An 18,378-nucleotide genomic window follows, 5' to 3' on the forward strand; every position below is an offset into this window, starting at 1 on the left:
CCTCGCTGGAACCGGGTGAGCGGGGGTGCTCGACCGGCCTGTTCGGGTCACCGCCGCGCTCACCGGGTGCGGGTCGCCGCGCCGTCACCCTCGTCGCGCAGCCGGGCGTGCAGGTGTACGTCGTGCCACCCGTCCAGGTGCAGCATGGCCCGCCGCAGCGTCCCCTCGGTGCGGTAGCCCGCCTTGCCGGCCACCCGGCAGGAGGCCAGGTTCGCCGTCGAGTGCAGCAGCACCAGCCGGTTCAGGCCCAGCACGTCGAAGCTCCACCGGGTCAGCGCCGAGACCGCCCGCCCGGCGACGCCACCGCCCCGCGCGCCGGGCAGCACCCAGTACGACAGTTCGGCGGTCGCCTCGACCAGCGAGACGTTGCGGAGCCCGACCTGACCGACCGGCCGGTCGGCCGATCCCTCGACGACCGCCCAGCTCGCGTCCGACTCCGCCGCCCAGCGGGCCGGCCACTGCGCTGTCCAGTCCCGCGCCTCGGCGTCGCTGTCCATCCGGCGCAGGTGCCACCGCTGGATCTCCGGACAGTCGAAGGCTGCCCGCACGGTGGCGGCGTCGTCCGCGCGCCAGGGCCGCAGGGTCAGCCCGCCGTCGGCGGCGAGCCGGGGCTGACGCATCGCCCGCAGCGAGTCGGCGGGCAGGGCCGGTGGGACCAGCAGTGGCATGCGTTCATGATGACTGGCCCGGCAGGATGCCGACCCGGCCCTCCAACATCGCCCGGGGATTCGGGCCCCGATCTCCTCGTGAGAGATCGGGGCCCGGTCTGCTGGGGCGCCCCGGCCGGTGCCGGTCCCTCGGGGTTCCCTGGCGAGCTGGTCGGCCGGCTACTTGATCGCGCCGGCGGTGAGGCCGGACTGGATCTGCCGCTGGAAGATCGCGTAGACCAGGATCATCGGCAGGATCGCCATGGTCAGTGCGGCGAACAGGCCGGACCAGTCCGCCTCGTAGCCGGCGTTGACCGAGATGTCGGCGATGCCCTGGGTCAGCACCCACTTGTCCTCGGCGTTGGAGAGCAGCACCAGCGGCAACTGGTACTGCGACCACTGCCCGATGATGTTGAAGATCCCGACGCTGATCAGCCCCGGCTTCGCCATCGGCATCATCACCTGGAAGAAGAGCCGGGTGTGCGAGCAGCCGTCGATCATCCCCGCCTCGGCCACCGAGGTCGGCAGCGTCTTGAAGAACGCGGCCAGGAAGAAGACCGTGAACGGCAGGGAGTACGCGATGTAGACCAGGACCAGCCCGGTGTGCGTGTTGAGCAGGCCGAGGTTGTCCACCACGAAGAAGAGCGGCACCAGGGCGAGGAAGACCGGGAAGGCCAGCCCGGAGACGAAGAGGTAGTAGATCACCCGGTTGCCGACGAACTTGTAGCGGGCCAGCACGTACGCGGCCATCGAGCCCAGCAGCATGGTGCCGAAGACACCGCAGGAGACCACGATCACGCTGTTGACGAAGAACCTGCCGACCCGGGCCTGGGTCCAGGCCCGACCCCAGTTCTCCCAGCGCAGCTCGGCCGGGAGGGTCCACGGGCTGCTGAAGATCTCCGCGGTGTTCTTGAAGGAGGCCAGGAAGGTCCAGAGGATCGGGACGATCACGATCACCGCCCAGACCACCAGGGCCACGTGACCCAGGCTGGAGAGCAGCCGTACCTCGGACTTCACCCGACGGTCCCGGCCCTTGCCGGCCCCGGCGGCCGGCTTGCTGTGCACCGGCCCGGTCACCGGGCGCTCGGTCTGTGTCGTCATCTGGGGTCCCATCTCAGTACTCGATGCTCTCCCGCTTGGACACCCGCAGCGCGAGCGCCGCGAACGTGATGGTCAGGAAGAACAGCGCCACGCCCATCGCCGAGGCGTAACCGGCCCGGCCGTAGACGAAGGCGTTGCGGTAGATCTCCATCGCGAGCACCGTGGTGGCGCCGTCCGGGCCGCCGCTGTCGACGGAGAGCACCGCGACGATGGCGAAGGCGTCGAACGCGGCGATGCCGAGGTAGACCCAGGCCACCTGGAGGGTGTCCCAGAGCAGCGGCAGGGTCACCCGGAAGAAGAGCGTGACCCTGGTGGCCCCGTCGATCTCGGCGGCCTCGTAGATCTCGGTCGGGATCGACGCCATCCCGGCCGAGAAGAGCACCACGTAGAAGCCGACCGCCTGCCAGACCAGCACCCCGATGATCGACCAGAGGGCGAGGTTCGGGTTGATCAGGAAGAAGACCGGATCGAGCCCGATCTTCGTCAGTACGCCGTTGATCAGGCCGGACTCGTCCGGCCGGTAGACCATCTGGAACAGTACGGCGATGATCGCCACCGCCAGGACCTGGGGGAAGAAGAACACCACCCGGTAGAAGGCGGACCCGCGGACCCCGACCCGCTGCCCGCCCTTGCTGCCACCGCCGACGTTCAGCAGGAACGCGAAGAAGAGCGCGATGGCGATGGTGATCAGCGGCAGGGCAAGCAGCAGTATCCCGTGGTGCTGGACCGCCTTCCAGAAGGCCGTGTCGTTGAAGAGCCGCTGGAAGTTCTCGAACCCGATCCACTCCGGCGCGCCGATCCCCCGCCAGTTCGTCATCGCGAGCTGGAACGCCTGGGCGTACGGCGCGATCACGAAGACCGCGTAGATGGTGACCGGCAGGAAGAGAAAGCCGATCACGAACGGGTACTTGCCCTGCCGCATGATCACTCCATTCCGGTCGTCAGCGCGAGAACTTGGCGACGCTGCTGTCGCCCTTGATGGCGTCCGCACGCTTCTGGATCCGGTCGGCCCACTGCTCGGCGGTGGCGCGGCCGAACATCAGCTCGTTGGTCGCCGTCCGGGCCTCAGTGTCCAGCTCCTTGTACCAGTTGTCGAACATCATGTTGAAGACGTTCGCCCCGGCCGCCTTCAGCGCCGCCTGCGAGCTGGCCACGCCCGGCGGGAACGAGTAGCCCTCGCTGCCGGCCGGGACCACGGTGGCCGCCCCGACGGTCTCGGTGAAGCCCCGGGCACCCGCCTTGGAGAGCATCTGCCGCATGTACTCCATGCCGCCGCGCGGGTTCTTGCTCTTGGCCGAGACGAAGTACCCCTCGCCGCCGGCCGCCCGGATCGCACCGGCCGGCAGCTTGTCCGCCGCGGTCAGGCTCGGCACCGGCATGAGCTGGTACTCGAAGCCGGCCGGCGTGTCCTTCTTCTGCTCGTTCTCCAGCCAGTCACCGCTGGGGTAGAAGGCGAGCTTGTACTGGTTCTGCCGAAGCTGCACGTCGGTGTGCTTGAGCCCCTCGAAGCTCTTGTCGCCGTACTTGGCGCCGATCTCGGCCCACGCCTTGGCGGACTGGATCACCGGCTCGGCCTTCCAGGCGTTCGGCTCCAGGTTGTCGATCGCCTTCAGCACGTCCGGCCCGCCGACCTTGGCGGCCTGGGTCAGGATCACGTTCCACATGTAGTAGGCGGCGTTCGCCCCGGCGTAGCCGAACGGGGTGATGCCCTTGGCCTTGATCTGGTCGCAGAGCGCGGTGAACTGCTCCCAGGTGGTCGGCACGGTCCAGCCGTTGTCCTTGAAGAGCTTGCCGGAGTACCAGATGCCGTAGACGGTGGAGACGTAGTAGAGCACGAACGGCTTGCGGCTGCCGTCCTTGGCGTTGAACATGCCCTGCTCGACCACGCCGGGGATGACGGTGTCCCGTACCTTCTTGTTCGGGTCGTCCACCGACGGCGCGTCCCACAGCTCGGTCAGGTCCTGGAGCTGGTTGTCGTTGACCAGGGCACCGAAGTCGAGGAACTTCTCGCCCGAGTTGTTGACGAACTCCGGCGGGTCACCGGCGGTGAACCGGGGCTGGAGCACCGTGGAGACCGCCTGGGTGGCCTGGTGCTTGATCTCCGCCTTCGGGAACGCCGTCTTGTAGAGCTTCTCGTGCACGTCGGTGGCGTACTTCTCGCCGTAGCCGCCGTTGAAGATGATCACCTCCAGCGCGGCGTCCTCCTTGACGCCGAGCGGGTTGGTGGCGCTCTTCTCCCCGGTCTCCTGCTCGGTGCTGCCCTCGTCGTCCCCGCCGGTGGCGCAGGCCCCGAGCAGTCCGGCGGCCGGGATGGTGAGCAGTCCGGCGGCGGCGGCCCGGCGCAGCACCGTACGGCGGCTGCTGCCCAGCGCCGCCGGCAGGTCCGGTCCGGTCATGGTCGACGGATCAACGCGGTCCGACGTGTTGTCGGAGGTTGCGGACATCTTCATCTCCTCAGTTGAGAATCGGGTCGGGCCAGCCGGACGACTCCGGATGACCGGGACCTGCCAGCGGTGCGGTTACTCGCTCCCGGGGGAGCGATCGGGCCGGGGTGGCCAGCGGCGGCCCCTGCCCGACGGGTCGGTGTCGGATGCGTGTCACGGCCGCGCCTCCTTGGTCGCCTTGTGCCCGCCCACCGCCCGGGCGGTCCGCTGGAAGGCGGCGTGCGCCCGGTCGTGGGTGCGTTGGGCGACGGCGATGTAGAGCAGGTCGAGCACGACGAGTTGCGGATGCCGGGCGGAGAGCGCGTCCGGCCGGAAGGTGGTCGCCTGGCTGGCGGTGAGCAGCACGATGTCGGCCAGTTCGGCCAGCGGCGACCGGGGGAACCCGGTCAGCGCCACCGTGGTCGCGCCGTGGCTGCCCGCCTCGGCGAGGGTCTCGATGGTCTCGCGGGTCTGGCCGGTGTGCGAGATGCCCAGGGCGACGTCGCCCGTGCGGAGCAGCGCGGCCCCGGCCAACCCCTCGTGTACGTCGTTCCAGGCCCACGCCGCGACGCCGATGCGGTGCAGGCTGAACTGCATCTCGGTGCCGACCAGCCCGCTGCCGCTGGCGCCGAAGATGTTCACCCGGGCGGCTCCGGCGATCGCCTCGGCGGCCCGCTCGACCTCGGTCAGGTCCAGCAGCGCCGCCGTGTCGTGCATGGCCTGGGTGTCCGCCGCGATGATCTGGCCGAGCACCCGCTCCAGCGGGTCGGTCGGCTGGATCTCCCGGCCGATGTCGACGGTCCAGCCGGCGGTGTGCGCCCGGCCGGTCTCGGCGGCGATGCCGAGCCGCAGGTCGGCGTAGCCCTCGAAGCCCAGCGCCCGGCAGAACCGGGTGACGGTGGCCGGGGAGGTGCCGCTGCGCTCTGCCAGCTCGACGATGGTGGCCCGGGCGGCGGCGGACGGGTCGCTGAGCACCTGCTCGGCGACCCGTTGCAGGGCACCGGTGAACTCGGTGAGCCGGGACCGGACCCGGAGCAGCACGCTGTCCGCGGACGAGAGCCCGGCGGCGGCCCGGCGGTCGCGCTCGGCGTCGACCACCGCGGTCCCCGCGATGGTGTCCGCCTCCTGCTCGACCATGGGCACGCCTTTCGGAAAAGGAAGTTAACTGTTAGTGGTAAAAGTTCTTACTAAGCCCCCCTCCTTGTCAAGACGATGGGTGAAGTTTTCAAACTGTTACCTGGGCGGCGCCGGTGCCGGACCGCCGAGGCTTGCCCCGGACAGCCGCACCGACCAGCATGGACGCCGATCGACTCCGCGGCGGGAAGGTGGTTGCCGGTCATGTCCGACGGCATAGTGGTGGGGCTCGACATCGGGGGCACCTCGACCCGGGCCACCGTGGTCTCGCTCTCCGGAGAGCGGCTCGGCACCGGGCTCGGCGGCGGTGGCAACCCGACCAGCCACGGCGCCGAGCGGGCCGCCGAACAGCTCCGGGTGGCGCTCACCGACGCCCTCGCCGAGATCGACCCGGGACTGGTCTGGGCCGGCGCCATGGGGCTGGCCGGAGCGGGTCGGCTGCTCGCCGACCCGGTCGGCCGGTTGGCCTTCGACCGGGTCTGGCAGGAGGTCGGGCTGCGCTGCCGGTACGACATCTTCGGCGACGCCCTCGTCGCGTACGCCTCGGGCACCGCCGAGCCGGACGGCACGATCCTGATCGCCGGCACCGGGGCGATCGCCGCCGAGGTACGCGACATGGCGCTGGACCGGGTCGCCGACGGCCACGGCTGGCTGCTCGGCGACGCCGGCAGCGGCTTCTGGCTCGGTCGGGAGGCCGTCCGGCAGACGCTGGCCGACCTCGACCGGCACCGCCCACCCGGCCCGCTCGGCACCCTCGTGCTCACCGAGCTGCTCGGCTCGACACAGGTCGCGCCCCGGCCCCGGGACACCGTCGACATCCTGGTCCAGACGGTGACCCGGCGCCCCGCCGTCGAACTGGCCGCCCTCGCCCCGCTGGTGATCCGGGCCGACCGGGACGGCGACCCGGCGGCGACGGCGCTGCTCGCCGAGGCCGCCCGACTGCTCGCCGGCAACGTCGAACGGATCCGGCCGGCCGGGTCGGACACCCCGATCGTGCTCGGCGGCGGACTGCTCACCGGCGACAACCCGCTGGCCGACGCCGTACGCCCGGCGCTGGCGGCGCGCTGGCCGGACGCGCCGCTGCACGGTGCCGGGGACGGCGCGCTCGGCGCCGCCTGGCTGGCCGCCCGGGCGCTCCCCGAGCTGACCGACCCGGCCGAGCTGCACCGCCGGCTCCTCGGCCCGGCCGCCGGCTGATCCGGGCGGCGCCCCGCCCCGACCCGACCCCGGCACGTCGTCCCCGGACCGTCCGCAGCCGCCGGCGCTATTTCAACTGGCCGGCGGTCAGCCCGGACTGGATCTGGCGCTGGAACAGCACGTAGACCGCCAGCACCGGCAGCATCCCGAGGGTGAGCCCGGCGAACAACCCGCTGAAGTCGCCCTGGTAGCCCTGGCTGACCGCCAACGCCGCGAGCCCCTGCGCGAGCACCCATTTCGACTCGTCCCCCTGCATCAGCACCTGCGGCAGGATGAACTGGTTCCACTGGCTGAGGAAGTTGAAGATCGCCACGCTGACCAGGCCCGGCTTGGCCATCGGCAGCATCACCCGGAAGAAGAGCCGGAAGTGCCCGCAGCCGTCGATCAGGGCCGCCTCGGCGACCGAGGTCGGCAGCGTCCGGAAGAACGCGGTCATGAAGAAGACCGTGAACGGCAGCGAGTAGGCGGCGTAGACCAGGATCAGCCCGACCCAGTTGTTGAAGAGCCCGGCGTTGCGGACCACGAAGAAGAGCGGCACCAGGGCGAGGAAGACCGGGAACATCATCCCGCCGACGAAGAGGTAGTAGAACACCTGCCGGTAGCGGAACTCGTAGCGGGCGAAGACGTACGCGGCGGCGGCGCCGAAGAGCATGGTCAGGGTCAGCGAGCCGGCCACCACGATGCCGCTGTTGAGGAAGTACTGCCCGATCCGGGCCTCGGTCCAGGCCCGCGCCCAGTTCTCGAAGCGCAGCGCGCCGGGCAGCCCCCACGGGTCGCTGAGGATCTCGCCGTCGCTCTTGAACGAGCTGACGACGACCCAGAGCAGCGGCAGGGTGGTCAGCAGCGCCCAAATCAGCAGGAAGCCGTGCGAGAAGACGTTCACCACGCCCAGCTCGCGGCGGGGTGGCCGGTCACCGGTGCCGGGCCGGCGGTCGGGGCCGACGGTGGGCGGAGCCGAGGCGGGGGTTTCCAGGGTCGTCACGAGTACTCGATTCGGTCCCGGCGGCTGGCCCGCAGCGCCAGTACCGCCACCGACAGGGTCAGGAAGAACATCACCACGCCGATCGCCGAGGCGTACCCGAACTTGGTCTCACTGCCGAACGCCGTGTTGTACATCCGCAGGCCGATCACGTCGGAGGAGTGGTTGGGGCCGCCGTCGGTCATCTGCTGGATCAGGATGAACCCGTCCAGCGCGGCGATGGCCAGGTAGATCCAGGCGACCTGCACGGTGTCCCAGAGCAGCGGGATGGTGACCTTGGTCAGCGTGGTCCACCGGGAGGCGCCGTCGAGCATCACCGCCTCGTAGATGTCCTTCGGGATGGCCTGCATGGCCGCGCCGAAGAGCACCACGTAGAAGCCGACGTTGCTCCAGACCATCACCGCCAGCACCGCCCAGAAGGCGGTACGCGGATCGCCGAGCCAGGTCGGCGCGGGCAGCCCGATGCCGCGCAGCGTGGCGTTGAGCAGCCCGTTGTTGGGGTGGTAGACCTCCTTCCAGAGCAGCGCGATGATCACCACGGAGAGCACCTGCGGGAAGAAGTAGACCAGCTTGTACGCGCCGGAGCCGCGTACCCCGACCACCCCGGCGGTGCCGCGCCGGCCGCCCATGTTGAGCATGCTGGCGAAGAAGAGCCCCAGCCCGATGGTCAGGACCGGGAGCAGCGCCAGCAGGATCGCGTTGTTCTTGACCGCGTTCCACATCGCGCCGTCGCGCAGCAGGTTGGCGAAGTTCTCCATCCCGACGTAGTCGGCGCTGGCCGAGTAGCCCAGCCAGTTGGTGGTGGAGATCTGGAACGCCTGGAGGTACGGCGAGAGCACGAAGACGCCGTACAGCAGCAGCGGCGGCACCAGGAAGGTGATGATCAGCGGATACTTGCCATGTTTCACGGGACGAATCCTGCCCACTCCACGCGGGAAGACCTGTCCCCGCGACAACCGCGCCGAGGGGCCGACCGGGCACCGGCCGACCCCGCGACGACGACCCGACCGCCTACTGGCGCTTGTACTTCTTGATGCTGCTGTCCCCGGCGATCTGGTCGGCGCCCTTCTGGCACTGGTCCAGGAACTCCGCCGGGGTGGTCCGGCCGCTGAAGAACTCGCCGCAGGCGGCGTCCACCAGCTCGCGCTCCAGCTTGCGGTAGAAGTTGTTGTAGACCCAGTTGAAGCCGTTGCTGCCGGAGGCGTCCAGGGCCTTGACCACGGTGTTCAGCCCGAACGGCAGGTCGATGCCCTCGGTCGAGCCGGCCACCACGGTCAGGCTGGAGACCTTGCGGGTGAAGTCCTGGGCACCCTTCATCGAGAGCATGGTGCGCAGGTATTCCAGGCCGCCGGCCCGGTTCTTGGCCTTGGCCGGCACCATGAACGGCTCACCGGCGGTGCCGCGCATCGCCTCGAACGGCAGCTTGTCGCTGCTGCCGAGGCTGGGCGTCGGCGCGACGGACATGTTGAAGCCGGCCGGGGTGACCTTGGCCTGCTCGCTCTCCAGCCAGGAACCGCAGGAAATGAAGGCGGCCTTGCCCCGGCACCACTCGGTCTGCGACTGCACGTGGTCGAGGCCGGGCGAGCCGGGCATGATGAAGCCGTCCTTGACGATCTGGTACCAGGCGTCCGCCGCCGCCTTCATCGCCTCGGACTTCCAGGCGTTCGGCTCCAGGTTGTCGATCGCCTTCGCCACGTCCGGGCCGCCGAACTTGACCGCCGTCGAGATGACCGGCCAGCTCATGTAGCGGGGGTGCTTGCCGGCGTACGTCCAGGGGGCGATGCCGGCGGCCTTGATCTGCTTGCAGAGCGCGATGTGGTCGTCCCAGGTCTTCGGGTACTGCCAGCCCCGGTCGGCGAAGAGCTTGGTGGAGTACCAGATGCCGTACGCGGTGTACGCGTAGCTGAGCACCAGGAACTTCCCGTCGTACGACCCGACGTCCACCACGCCGGGCAGCAGGGTGTCCCGGACCTTCTTGCCGGGGATGTCGAGGCTGGGCGCGTCGAGCAGCTCGCCGAGGTCGGCCAGGGCGTTCTGCGAGACCAGGCCGTTGAAGTCGATCTGGCCGCCGCCGGAGTTGTTCACCACGTCCGGCGGGCTGCCGTCGACGAAGCGGGGCTGGAGGGTCTTGTTGATCTCCTGCGTGGCGGAGTGCTTGATCGTCGCCTTTGGATATTTCTCGGTGTACATCGCCTGGTGGGCTTTGGCATACTCTTCGCCAAAACCACCATTGAAGATGACCACCTCGAGCGGCGCGTCCTCCTTGACGCCGAGTGGGTTCTGCTCACTCTTCGTGCCTTCGAGCGACTCGCCGCCGCTGTTGTCGTCGTCGCCGCCGAGGGCACAACCGGTCAGCAGGCCGGTGGCGGGGACGGCCAGCAGGCCGGCCGCGGCGGTACGACGGAGGATGTCACGCCTCTTCATAGCTTCTCCTCGGATCCGGTCCAGGTGGACGCCACAGCCGGTGGAGGCGGCGCCCGCCAACGAGGCTCGGGGTCATCGGGTCGGGTGGTGCTGCTTCGACAGGTGGGACGACTTCGGCACTGGTGTTGTCTGCACGTGACGCTGTTGCTTGTCTTCACTTAACGGAAAGTTACTGAAGGATTCTTACGGAAGAGGGTGCCGGCAGCAAGCCCCGGCGGCCGAACCGTTACGGACCGGCAATCCACCCCGGCTTGCCGCATAGCGCGTCGGCGGCCCGACGGAGTAGATAGCCTGACCACATGCGCCGCCTGCGGGAGCTCGCCGGCCGCACGCCCGCCGAGCGGGAGCGCTACGTCGACCTGCTCCGCGCGGTGGCGATCGTCCTGGTGGTGATCGGGCACTGGCTGATCGCCGTCCTCGACGACGACGCGGGGCGGTTGCGCGGCCACAACGCCCTGGAGGACATCACCTGGGCCCGGCCGGGCACCTGGTTCTTCCAGGTCATGCCGCTGTTCTTCCTGGTCGGCGGCTATGCCAACGCCGCCTCGCTGACCGGTCACCGGCGGCGGGGCGGCGACGCGGGCGGCTGGCTGACCGCCCGGAGCGGGCGACTGATCCGGCCCACCACCGTACTGCTGGTGCTGCTCGCCCTCGCCGCACTCGGCGCCCGGCTGCTCGGCGCCGGCCCGAACCAGGTCCGCGAGGTCGTCTGGTACGCCACGGTGCCGCTCTGGTTCCTCTCCGCGTACCTCTGCGTGGTGCTGCTGACCCCGGTGATGTTCGCCCTGCACCAGCGGTACGGCCTGGTCGTCCCGGCGGTACTGCTCGGGCTGCTCGCCCTCGGGGACCTGGCCCGGCTGCTCGGCGAGGAGCGGCTGGGGTACGGCAACTTCCTCTTTGGCTGGCTCGCCATGCACCAGGTCGGGTTCGCCTGGCGGACCGGAACCCTGCCGATGCGCCCCCGGCTGGGCTGGCCGCTGCTGGTGGTCGGGCTCGCCGCGCTGCTGCTGCTCACCCTGGTCGGCCCGTACCCGACCAGCATGATCAACCAGCCGGACCAGCGGATCCAGAACATGTCCCCGCCGAGCCTGGCCCTGCTCGCCCTGGCCACCGCGCAGCTCGGACTGATCATGCTGCTCCGGGCCCGGGCCGAGCGCTGGCTGCACCGGACCCGCCCCTGGATGCTGGTCGTCGCGGTCAACTCGGTGGTGCTGACCATCTTCCTCTGGCACCTCACCGCCGTGATCCTGCTGGCCGGCGCGCTGGACGCGCTCGGTGCGCTGCCCACCCCACGGGTCGGCAGCACCACCTGGTGGCTCTGGCGGATCCCCTGGCTGATCATGCTGGCCGGGGTACTCGCGCTGCTGGTCGCCGTCTTCGGCCGGATCGAACTGCGCGGCTCCCGCCGCCCGTCCAGCCGGCCCCGGGCCATGCCGGCGGCGCTGTGCCGTACCCTCGCCCGTCCACTGCCCCGGCTGCTCCTCGTCGTGTTCGGCTTCGCCGCGACCGTGGTCGGGCTCTTCAGCAACAACGTCGCCCCGAAGAGCGGCGAATACCTGCTCGGCCTGCCGACCGGCGCGCTGGTCGCGTACCTGGTCGGCGCCGGACTGCTCCGGCTGCTCCGCTCGGTGCCCGCCGCCGCCTCGGCGGACCGGCCTCCCGGCTAGCCCGCCCGGTCCGCGACCGCGACCGCCTCGGCGTCGACCAGCGCGACGGCCCCGGCGAGGATCCCCAGCGCCTCCCGGGCCTCCTCCTCGGTCAGCGTCAGCGGCGGACCCATCCGCAGCACGTTGCCGTGGAGGCCGCCCTTGCCGACCAGCAGGCCGCCCCGCCGGCACTCCTCGAAGACCCGGTTGGTGGCCGCCGGATCGGGCTCGGTGCTGCCGGGCCGGACGAACTCGACGCCGAGCATCAGCCCCTTGCCGCGCACCTCGGCGACCACGGCGTGCCGGTCGGCCAGCTCGCGCAGCCCGGCGAGGAGCACCGCGCCGACCCGGGCGGCGTTGGCCTGGAGGTCGTGCGCGAGCAGGTAGTCCAGGACGGCGTTGCCGGCCGCCGTCGAGACGGGGTTGCCGCCGAAGGTGGAGAAGGAGACCGCGTGCACCTCGTCGAGCACCTCGGCCCGGCCGACCACCCCGGCCAGGGCGAAGCCGTTGCCGATGCCCTTGGCGAAGGTGAGCAGGTCCGGCGTGACGCCGTGCGCCTGGTAGCCCCAGAAGTGCTCCCCGGTCCGTCCCCAGCCGGTCTGCACCTCGTCGGAGATGAGCAGGATGCCGGACTCGTCCAACACCTTCTTGTACGCGCCGAGGAGCCCGTCCGGCGGGGCCACGAACCCGCCCACCCCCTGGATCGGCTCGGCGATCAGGCAGGCCACGTCCCCGCTGGTCTGGGTGGCCAGCACCTCGCGCAGGTCGTCGACGGCTGCCTCCACGTACTCGTCCGGGCCGAGCCGGGCCAGCAGGCCGCGCAGCCGGTCACCGGAGTGCAGCCAGCTCACCTGGAGCGGGTTGAGGCTGCTCGCCGACCAGCTCCGGTGCCCGGTGATCCCCATCGCCGCGTACGACCGGCCGTGGTAGCTGTTCCGCACCGCCAGGATCTGGTTCGACCGCCGGTGGTTCGTGGCGACCAGCAGCGCCGCCTCGTTCGCCTCGGTGCCGGAGTTGGTGAAGAAGACCCGGGCGTCCGGGATGCCGGAGAGCGCGGCGATCTTCTCGGCCAGCTCCACCTGCTGCCGGATCAGATAGAGGGTCGAGGTGTGCACCACCCCGGTGTCGAGCTGGCGGCGCACCGCCTCGTTCACCTCGGCGACGTCGTAACCGAGCATGTTCGTCAGCACACCGCCGAAGAAGTCCAGGTAACCGCGCCCCTGCGCGTCGGTGACCCGGCGACCGGAACCGGCGACGATCTCGATCGGCTCGGCGTAGTACAGCGGCATCCAGGACGGCATCACGGCCCGGTGCCGCGCCAGCAGATCGTCGGTGGTCATGGTTCTCACACCCTTCGCCGGTGGGAACGCGGACTCCTGCACGCTCCCACCGCGCGGGGACACCGGGCAACTGCCACCCTGTCGGGCAACGGGGTCCGGACATTGACATGCCGTCAACCCGGGCGGACTACTATTGCCTGTGCCCAACGGACAGCTCCGGCGGATGGACGCCTTCTCCTTTCCGGCCCACTCCTTCGACCCGGCCACCGGCCGGGCCGCCCTCGAATACGCGCTGACCGGCCCGGACGGCGAGCTGCGGTTCACCGAGCTGATCACCTTCCCCGAGCCGGAGACGCCGCCGACGCCGGAGACCCTGGCCACCTTCGGCCGGGTGCTGGAGCTGCTGCACCTGGTCGCCGGGGTGAGCTACTACAAGGCCGCCGCACCGCCCCGGCTGGTCCTGCCGGCGCCGCTGGGCGCCGAGGCCGCCGCGCTGGTCACCGCCGTCTACACCGCCGGCCTCGCCGAGTACGCCTACCGCAACGACCTGCCGCACGTGCTGGAGCTGACCCCCGAGCTGCCGCCGGGCCGGGTCACCGAGCCGACCTGGTGGGACAACTCGGACCGCCGGCCGCTCTCCACGGTGGGTGGCGGCAAGGACTCGATCGTCAGCCTGGAGGCGCTGCGCCGGGCCGGCTTCGACCCCGTCCCCTTCTCGGTCAACCCCAACCACATCATCGTCAGCGTCAACGAGGCGTCCGGGCTCACCCCGCTGGCCGCCCGGCGCCGGCTCGACCCGGCGCTGATCGAACTGAACGCGGCCGGGGCCCGCAACGGGCACATCCCGGTCACCGCGATCAACTCGCTGATCGCGGTCGGCACCGCCGTACTGCACGGGCTCGGTCCGGTGGTGATGTCGAACGAGCGCTCGGCCTCCGACCCGAACCTGGTCTGGCACGGCGTCGAGGTCAACCACCAGTGGTCCAAGGGGGTCGAGGCGGAGGGGCTGCTCCGGGCGGCGCTGGCCGGGCACGCCGGGCTGACCGAGCCGTACTTCTCGCTGCTGCGCCAGCTCTCCGAGCTGCACATCGCCCGGCTCTTCGCCCAGTTCAGCCGCTACGACGACGTGGTGACGAGCTGCAACGCCGCGTTCAAGCTGAGCGACCCGAGCGACCGGTGGTGCGGAAACTGCCCGAAGTGCCGGTTCATCTTCCTGGCCCTGGCCCCGTTCATGCCCCGGGCCCGGCTGGTGCAGATCTTCGGTGCCGACCTGCTCGCCGACCCGGCCCAGGCGCCCGGCTATCTCGAACTGCTCGGCATCGACGCGCACAAGCCGTTCGAGTGCGTCGGCGAGGTCGAGGAGTCGGTGGTGGCGCTCGGCCTGGTCGCCGAGCACCCGGACTGGCGGGACGCCGCCGTGGTCCGTACGCTGCTCGACGCCGTACCGGCCGAAGCCTGGACGGCCGCGAACGCCACCGACGTCTTCACCCCGGCCGGCCCGCACTTCGTCCCGCCGACGTACGCCAAGGCGCTGACCGCGATCTCCTGACGATCCCGCGCGGCGGCGCGGCCGGTCAGCCGTCCCGGACGGCGTCCAGGGCGAGCAGGGCGACGTGCAGCGACAGGCAGTCGTCGACCGAGTCCAGGTCGACCCGGAGGATCCGGGAGATCCGGGCCAGCCGCTCGTAGAACGCCGGCCGGGACAGGTGCGCCGCCGCGGCGGCGGCCGACTTGTTCCGGCCGCTGGCCAGATAGCCGCGCAGGGTGCCGAGCAACTGCTCACGGGGGTGCTCGGCGTCGTGGGTCAGCAGCGGCCCGAGTTCGCGTTCGACGAAGGTCTGCAACCTCGGCTCGTCCCGGAGCAGGTGCAGCAGCCCGGCCAGCCCGACCTGGGGCAGCCGGTAGACCGGCAGGTCCCGTCGACCCCGACGGGCGGCGTCGGCGACCTGCCGGGCCTCGATCAGCGAGCGCCGGGCCTCCCGTACGGTGCCGACGCCCGAGCCGGCCGCCACGATCACCGCGCCCGGCGCCCCGTACGCCCGCCCGGCGGTCGGGCCGGCGTCCAGGCGTACCCGGTCCAGGGCCGCCGCGAAGGCGGCCAGGGCGGGCTCCTCCTCCCCGGCGTCCCGCAGCGCCAGCACGGCACCGACCGCCTGGTCGTCCACGGTGCTGGCCAGCCCGCTCAGGTCGGCGTCCCGGAGCGCCTGGCTGACCGCCTCGGCCAGGTCCCGCAGCCGGGCCTGGCCGGCCGGGCCGCCCGCCGCCGCGCCCGCGCCCGCCTCGTCGGCGCGGTACCGGACCACCACCCCGACCAGGTGCCGGCGGTCCAGCGGTACCCCGAGGGCGCGGGCCCGCAGCGCCACCTCGTCGACCGGCCGGGTGTGGTCGAGCAGCGCGGTGAGCAGGGTGCGGTGGATCTGCCGTTCCAGCCCCTCGGCGTCCCGCCGGATCAGCCGGCCCAGCGCCAGGGTGGAGGCGGCCCGCTCGATCAGGATCGTCAACCGGGTCGGTGGAGTGCCCGGCGCGGTGGCCGACAGCTCGCCGCTCGGCCAGCGCAGCAGCAGCCGCCCCCAGTCCTGCCCCCGGGCGCCGACGGTGGTGCAGAGCCAGCCGGCGTCCGGGTCGTAGCCGGTGCGGCCGGTCGGGCGGATCCGCCGGGAGTGCTGCTCCCAGCCCCGCAGCAGCAGTTCGGCGCTCTCCCCCGCCGGGTCGTACGCCAGCACCTGCCGGGAGAGGTTCTCCAGGATCACCGGGCAGCCGGCGAGTACGGCGGCCTGCCGGAGCACCTCGGCCGGCTCGGCGCCCTCGACGGAGAGTTCGGTGAAGCGCTGGTGGATCTCCTCGGTCGCCCGCAGCTCGGTGAGCTGGGCGTCGACGATCAACCCGTGCACCGCCTCGGTGATCCGGACGAACGGCGTCACCCGGCAGAGTTCGACCAGCGGCAGGTTGCGGCGCTCGGCGGCCGCGACCATCGCCCGGGGGACCGCCGCCGGATAGCGCCGGCCGAGTTCGACCACGAGTCCGGAGACCCCGACGTCGGCCAGCTCGCCGATGAAGGCGCGCAGCCCGGGGTCGTCGCCGGGCAGGCCGATGCCGGTGGTGAGCACGAGTTCTCCCCCGCTGAGCAGGGAGGCGATGTCCGGCACCTCGGCGGCGTGCACCCACCGTACGGGCCGGTCCAGCCCGGCCGTGCCGGCGACCACCCGGGGGCCGCCGTGCCGGACCGGATCCAGGGCCAGCACCTCACGCACGGTAGGAAACACGCGCTCGACGGTACCGCCCGGCGCGGGTCGGCCCGGCGCCCGCGCCGCCCCCGGTCGGGCGGCGGCTACGGCGCCGGGGAGGGCGGGGTGCCGACCGGGCCGGGCGGATCAGGCGGACGTTTCCGCGCGGAGCTGCCGGAAGAACGCCCGGATGTCGTCGACCAGCAGATCCGGCGTCTCCATCGCGGCGAAGTGCCCGCCCCGGTCGAACTCCGTCCATCGCACGATGTTGTTGGTCCGTTCGGCGATGTGCCGCAGGGGAATGAAGTTGTCCCGGGGGAAGGCGGCCAGCGCGGTCGGTGCGGCCGACGGCTCCGGCGGGGAGCCCCAGTAGGCGGCATGCGCCCGTTCGTAGTAGATGCGGGCGGACGAGCCGGCCGTTCCGGTGAGCCAGTAGAGCATGACGTTGGTGAGCAGGTGGTCGCGGCTCACGGCGTCCTCCGGCCGGGTGGACGAGTCCGTCCACTCCTTGAACTTCTCCGCGATCCAGGCCAACTGCCCGACCGGGGAGTCGGTCAGGCCGTAGGCGAGCGTCTGCGGCCGGGTGGACTGGATGGCCGCATAGCCGCCGCTGTCCCGGTCCCACCGTTGGGTCCGCCGCCACGAGGCCAGCGTCCGCTCCCGTTCCGCCGGGCTCAGCGTGCCGAGCAGGTCGGCGTCCGGTTCCTCGGTCACGGCCGAGCCCGGCAGCAGGTTCAGGTGTACGCCGATGACGTGTTCGGTCGCGGTACGTCCGATTTCACGGGAGATGACCGAGCCCCAGTCGCCGCCCTGCACGCCGTACCGCTGATAGCCGAGCCGCCGCATCAGTTCGGCGAATGCGGCGGCCATCCGCCGGAACTCCCATCCGGGCTCCCGGGTCGGCCCGGAGAAGCCGAACCCCGGGATGCTCGGCATGACCAGGTGGAAGGCGTCGGACGGGTCGCCGCCGTGGGCCCGCGGATCGGTCAGCGGCCCGGCGATCTCGGTGAACTCCACGATCGAGCCCGGCCAGCCGTGCGTGATGAGCAGCGGCGTCGCGTCCGGCTCCGGAGACCGGAGGTGCGCGAGGTGGATGTCGGCGCCGTCGATCGTGGTGACGAACTGTGGCCACTCGTTGAGCCTGGCCTCCGCGCCGCGCCAGTCGTACTCGTGCCGCCAGTACCGCACCAGGTCCGTCAGGTAGTCGCGCGGGACGCCGTACTCCCAGCCCACCCCGGGCAGCTGGTCGGGCCACCGGGTGCGATCGAGCCTCTCGTACAGGTCGTCGAGATCTGCCTGCGGAACGTCGACCCGGAAGGGATGGAGGCGCTGGTCAGGGGAGATGGTCACGACTGCGCATACTATGCTCCGTTTCGTCGGGTGACCGGGTGTCGTACGTCTCGTTGCCCACGCCGGCCGCCCGCCGTCGCGGGCCTCAGAGCGGATCGTCGCGACCCAGCTCCCAGAAGGCGACCGCGGCCGCGGCGGCCACGTTCAGCGAGTCCACTCCGCGCCGCATCGGGACGACCACCCGGACGTCGCTGGCCGCCTGCGCCGCCGGGGTGAGGCCGGGGCCTTCGGCCCCGAGGAGCAGCGCCGCCCGCGCACGCTGGGCCGGGGTGAGCCGCTGGATCGGTACGGCGTCCGGGGCCGGCGTCATGGCGAGCACGGTGAAGCCGGCCTCGCGTACCTCGTCCAGGCCCGCCGGCCAGCGTTCGAGCTTGGCGTACGGCACCGCGAAGACCTCCCCCATGCTGACCCGTACGCTGCGCCGGTAGAGCGGGTCGGCGCAGGTGGGCGAGAGCAGCACCGCGTCGATGCCGAGCGCGGCGGCGCCCCGGAAGATCGCCCCGACGTTGGTGTGGTTGTTGACGTCCTCCAGCACCACCACCCGGCGGGCGTCCCGGAGCACCTCCGCGACGGTCGGCAGCTCCCGCCGGTGGAACGAGCCGAGTACGCCCCGGTGCACGTGGAAGCCGGTGGCCCGCTCCAGCACGGCCGGGCTGGCCGCGTAGACGGGTGCGTCGCCGGTTGCCAGGTCACCGAGCTGGTCGACCCGTTTCGCGTCGACCAGGTAGGAGCGCGGCCGGTAGCCGGCCCGGAGCGCCCGGCGGAGTACGAGTTCGCCCTCGGCGATGAAGAGCCCGTTCGGCGGCTCCCACCGGGTACGCAGCTCGACGTCGGTGAGCGCCCGGTAGTCGGCGATCCGGGGGTCCTCCGGATCGGTGATCACTTCGGCGGGCAGGGTCGTCGGCGCGTCGGACACGGCGCCGATTCTTCCCCGTCCCCGGGCCGCCGTTCGGCCGACCCCGACAGGTAGGAG

The 18,378-nt window shown here is 71.5% G+C and carries 15 protein-coding genes; 3 read left to right on the top strand and 12 right to left on the bottom strand.

Annotated features, from left to right (window positions below; genetic code table 11):
* Positions 1-59 precede the first annotated feature (59 nt).
* From C6W10_RS33095 to C6W10_RS33115, 5 genes are all read right to left on the bottom strand, one after another.
* A complete protein-coding gene (locus C6W10_RS33095; RefSeq protein ID WP_107262976.1) occupies positions 60-668 on the bottom strand; it encodes a GNAT family N-acetyltransferase in 609 nt (202 codons plus the stop codon).
* Between the two features lie 159 nt (positions 669-827).
* A complete protein-coding gene (locus C6W10_RS33100; protein ID WP_107264478.1) occupies positions 828-1,748 on the bottom strand; it encodes a carbohydrate ABC transporter permease in 921 nt (306 codons plus the stop codon).
* Between the two features lie 13 nt (positions 1,749-1,761).
* Positions 1,762-2,670: a carbohydrate ABC transporter permease gene (locus C6W10_RS33105; protein WP_107262977.1), complete on the bottom strand. Its 909-nt coding sequence runs from the start codon at positions 2,668-2,670 to the stop codon at positions 1,762-1,764.
* A 19-nt stretch (positions 2,671-2,689) separates the two neighbouring features.
* Positions 2,690-4,192, bottom strand: coding sequence for an N-acetylglucosamine/diacetylchitobiose ABC transporter substrate-binding protein (gene ngcE, locus C6W10_RS33110; RefSeq protein ID WP_234358987.1), 1,503 nt, complete (start codon positions 4,190-4,192; stop codon positions 2,690-2,692).
* Between the two features lie 153 nt (positions 4,193-4,345).
* Positions 4,346-5,308 carry a MurR/RpiR family transcriptional regulator gene (locus tag C6W10_RS33115; RefSeq protein WP_107262979.1) on the bottom strand — a complete coding sequence of 321 codons (963 nt, stop codon included), beginning with the start codon at positions 5,306-5,308 and terminating at the stop codon, positions 4,346-4,348.
* A gap of 201 nt (positions 5,309-5,509) precedes the next feature.
* On the opposite strand from C6W10_RS33115, the gene C6W10_RS33120 reads away from it, so the two are divergent.
* Complete coding sequence (locus C6W10_RS33120) at positions 5,510-6,502, top strand: N-acetylglucosamine kinase (protein WP_107262980.1); 993 nt, start codon at positions 5,510-5,512, stop codon at positions 6,500-6,502.
* Positions 6,503-6,569: 67 nt separating this feature from the next.
* Here the strand turns inward: C6W10_RS33120 and C6W10_RS33125 are convergent, their stop codons facing one another.
* From C6W10_RS33125 to ngcE (C6W10_RS33135), 3 genes are all read right to left on the bottom strand, one after another.
* Positions 6,570-7,475 (bottom strand): carbohydrate ABC transporter permease, encoded by a 906-nt coding sequence (locus C6W10_RS33125; RefSeq protein ID WP_369931452.1) that lies wholly within the window; start codon positions 7,473-7,475, stop codon positions 6,570-6,572.
* Between the two features lie 5 nt (positions 7,476-7,480).
* Positions 7,481-8,389 (bottom strand): carbohydrate ABC transporter permease, encoded by a 909-nt coding sequence (locus C6W10_RS33130; protein WP_107262982.1) that lies wholly within the window; start codon positions 8,387-8,389, stop codon positions 7,481-7,483.
* A gap of 103 nt (positions 8,390-8,492) precedes the next feature.
* Positions 8,493-9,905, bottom strand: a complete 1,413-nt coding sequence (gene ngcE / locus C6W10_RS33135) for an N-acetylglucosamine/diacetylchitobiose ABC transporter substrate-binding protein (protein ID WP_107262983.1) — start codon at positions 9,903-9,905, stop codon at positions 8,493-8,495.
* A gap of 299 nt (positions 9,906-10,204) precedes the next feature.
* Between ngcE (C6W10_RS33135) and C6W10_RS33140 the strand changes: the two genes are divergently transcribed.
* A complete protein-coding gene (locus C6W10_RS33140) occupies positions 10,205-11,572 on the top strand; it encodes an acyltransferase (RefSeq protein WP_107262984.1) in 1,368 nt (455 codons plus the stop codon).
* Here the strand turns inward: C6W10_RS33140 and C6W10_RS33145 are convergent.
* Positions 11,569-12,891 (bottom strand): aspartate aminotransferase family protein, encoded by a 1,323-nt coding sequence (locus C6W10_RS33145; protein WP_107262985.1) that lies wholly within the window; start codon positions 12,889-12,891, stop codon positions 11,569-11,571. The genes C6W10_RS33140 and C6W10_RS33145 overlap by 4 nt on opposite strands.
* Positions 12,892-13,030: 139 nt before the next feature.
* Here C6W10_RS33145 and C6W10_RS33150 point away from each other — a divergent pair, with 139 nt between their 5' ends.
* The gene (locus tag C6W10_RS33150; protein WP_107262986.1) at positions 13,031-14,380 is read left to right on the top strand and encodes a hypothetical protein; all 1,350 of its coding nucleotides are present in this window, start codon (positions 13,031-13,033) and stop codon (positions 14,378-14,380) included.
* Positions 14,381-14,405: 25 nt separating this feature from the next.
* On the opposite strand, the gene C6W10_RS33155 is transcribed toward C6W10_RS33150, so the two are convergent.
* From C6W10_RS33155 to C6W10_RS33165, 3 genes are all read right to left on the bottom strand, one after another.
* Positions 14,406-16,094: a PucR family transcriptional regulator ligand-binding domain-containing protein gene (locus C6W10_RS33155; protein WP_107262987.1), complete on the bottom strand. Its 1,689-nt coding sequence runs from the start codon at positions 16,092-16,094 to the stop codon at positions 14,406-14,408.
* Between the two features lie 108 nt (positions 16,095-16,202).
* A complete protein-coding gene (locus C6W10_RS33160; RefSeq protein ID WP_199854108.1) occupies positions 16,203-17,399 on the bottom strand; it encodes an epoxide hydrolase family protein in 1,197 nt (398 codons plus the stop codon).
* 91 nt (positions 17,400-17,490) lie between these two features.
* Entirely contained in the window at positions 17,491-18,300 is an 810-nt protein-coding gene (locus C6W10_RS33165; protein WP_107264479.1) for an RNA methyltransferase, read from the bottom strand.
* Between the last annotated feature and the right edge of the window lie 78 nt (positions 18,301-18,378).

Origin of the sequence: Plantactinospora sp. BB1 (assembly GCF_003030385.1) — a bacterium.
In the GTDB taxonomy this organism is placed as follows: domain Bacteria; phylum Actinomycetota; class Actinomycetes; order Mycobacteriales; family Micromonosporaceae; genus Plantactinospora.

Coding starts and splice junctions, on each gene's coding strand:
- C6W10_RS33095 (WP_107262976.1), bottom strand. CDS start 668: ATGCCACTGCTGGTCCCACCGGCCCTGCCCGCCGACTCGCTGCGGGCG.
- ngcE (WP_234358987.1), bottom strand. CDS start 4,192: ATGTCCGCAACCTCCGACAACACGTCGGACCGCGTTGATCCGTCGACC.
- ngcE (WP_107262983.1), bottom strand. CDS start 9,905: ATGAAGAGGCGTGACATCCTCCGTCGTACCGCCGCGGCCGGCCTGCTG.
- C6W10_RS33100 (WP_107264478.1), bottom strand. CDS start 1,748: ATGACGACACAGACCGAGCGCCCGGTGACCGGGCCGGTGCACAGCAAG.
- C6W10_RS33140 (WP_107262984.1), top strand. CDS start 10,205: ATGCGCCGCCTGCGGGAGCTCGCCGGCCGCACGCCCGCCGAGCGGGAG.
- C6W10_RS33120 (WP_107262980.1), top strand. CDS start 5,510: ATGTCCGACGGCATAGTGGTGGGGCTCGACATCGGGGGCACCTCGACC.
- C6W10_RS33145 (WP_107262985.1), bottom strand. CDS start 12,891: ATGACCACCGACGATCTGCTGGCGCGGCACCGGGCCGTGATGCCGTCC.
- C6W10_RS33105 (WP_107262977.1), bottom strand. CDS start 2,670: ATGCGGCAGGGCAAGTACCCGTTCGTGATCGGCTTTCTCTTCCTGCCG.
- C6W10_RS33115 (WP_107262979.1), bottom strand. CDS start 5,308: ATGGTCGAGCAGGAGGCGGACACCATCGCGGGGACCGCGGTGGTCGAC.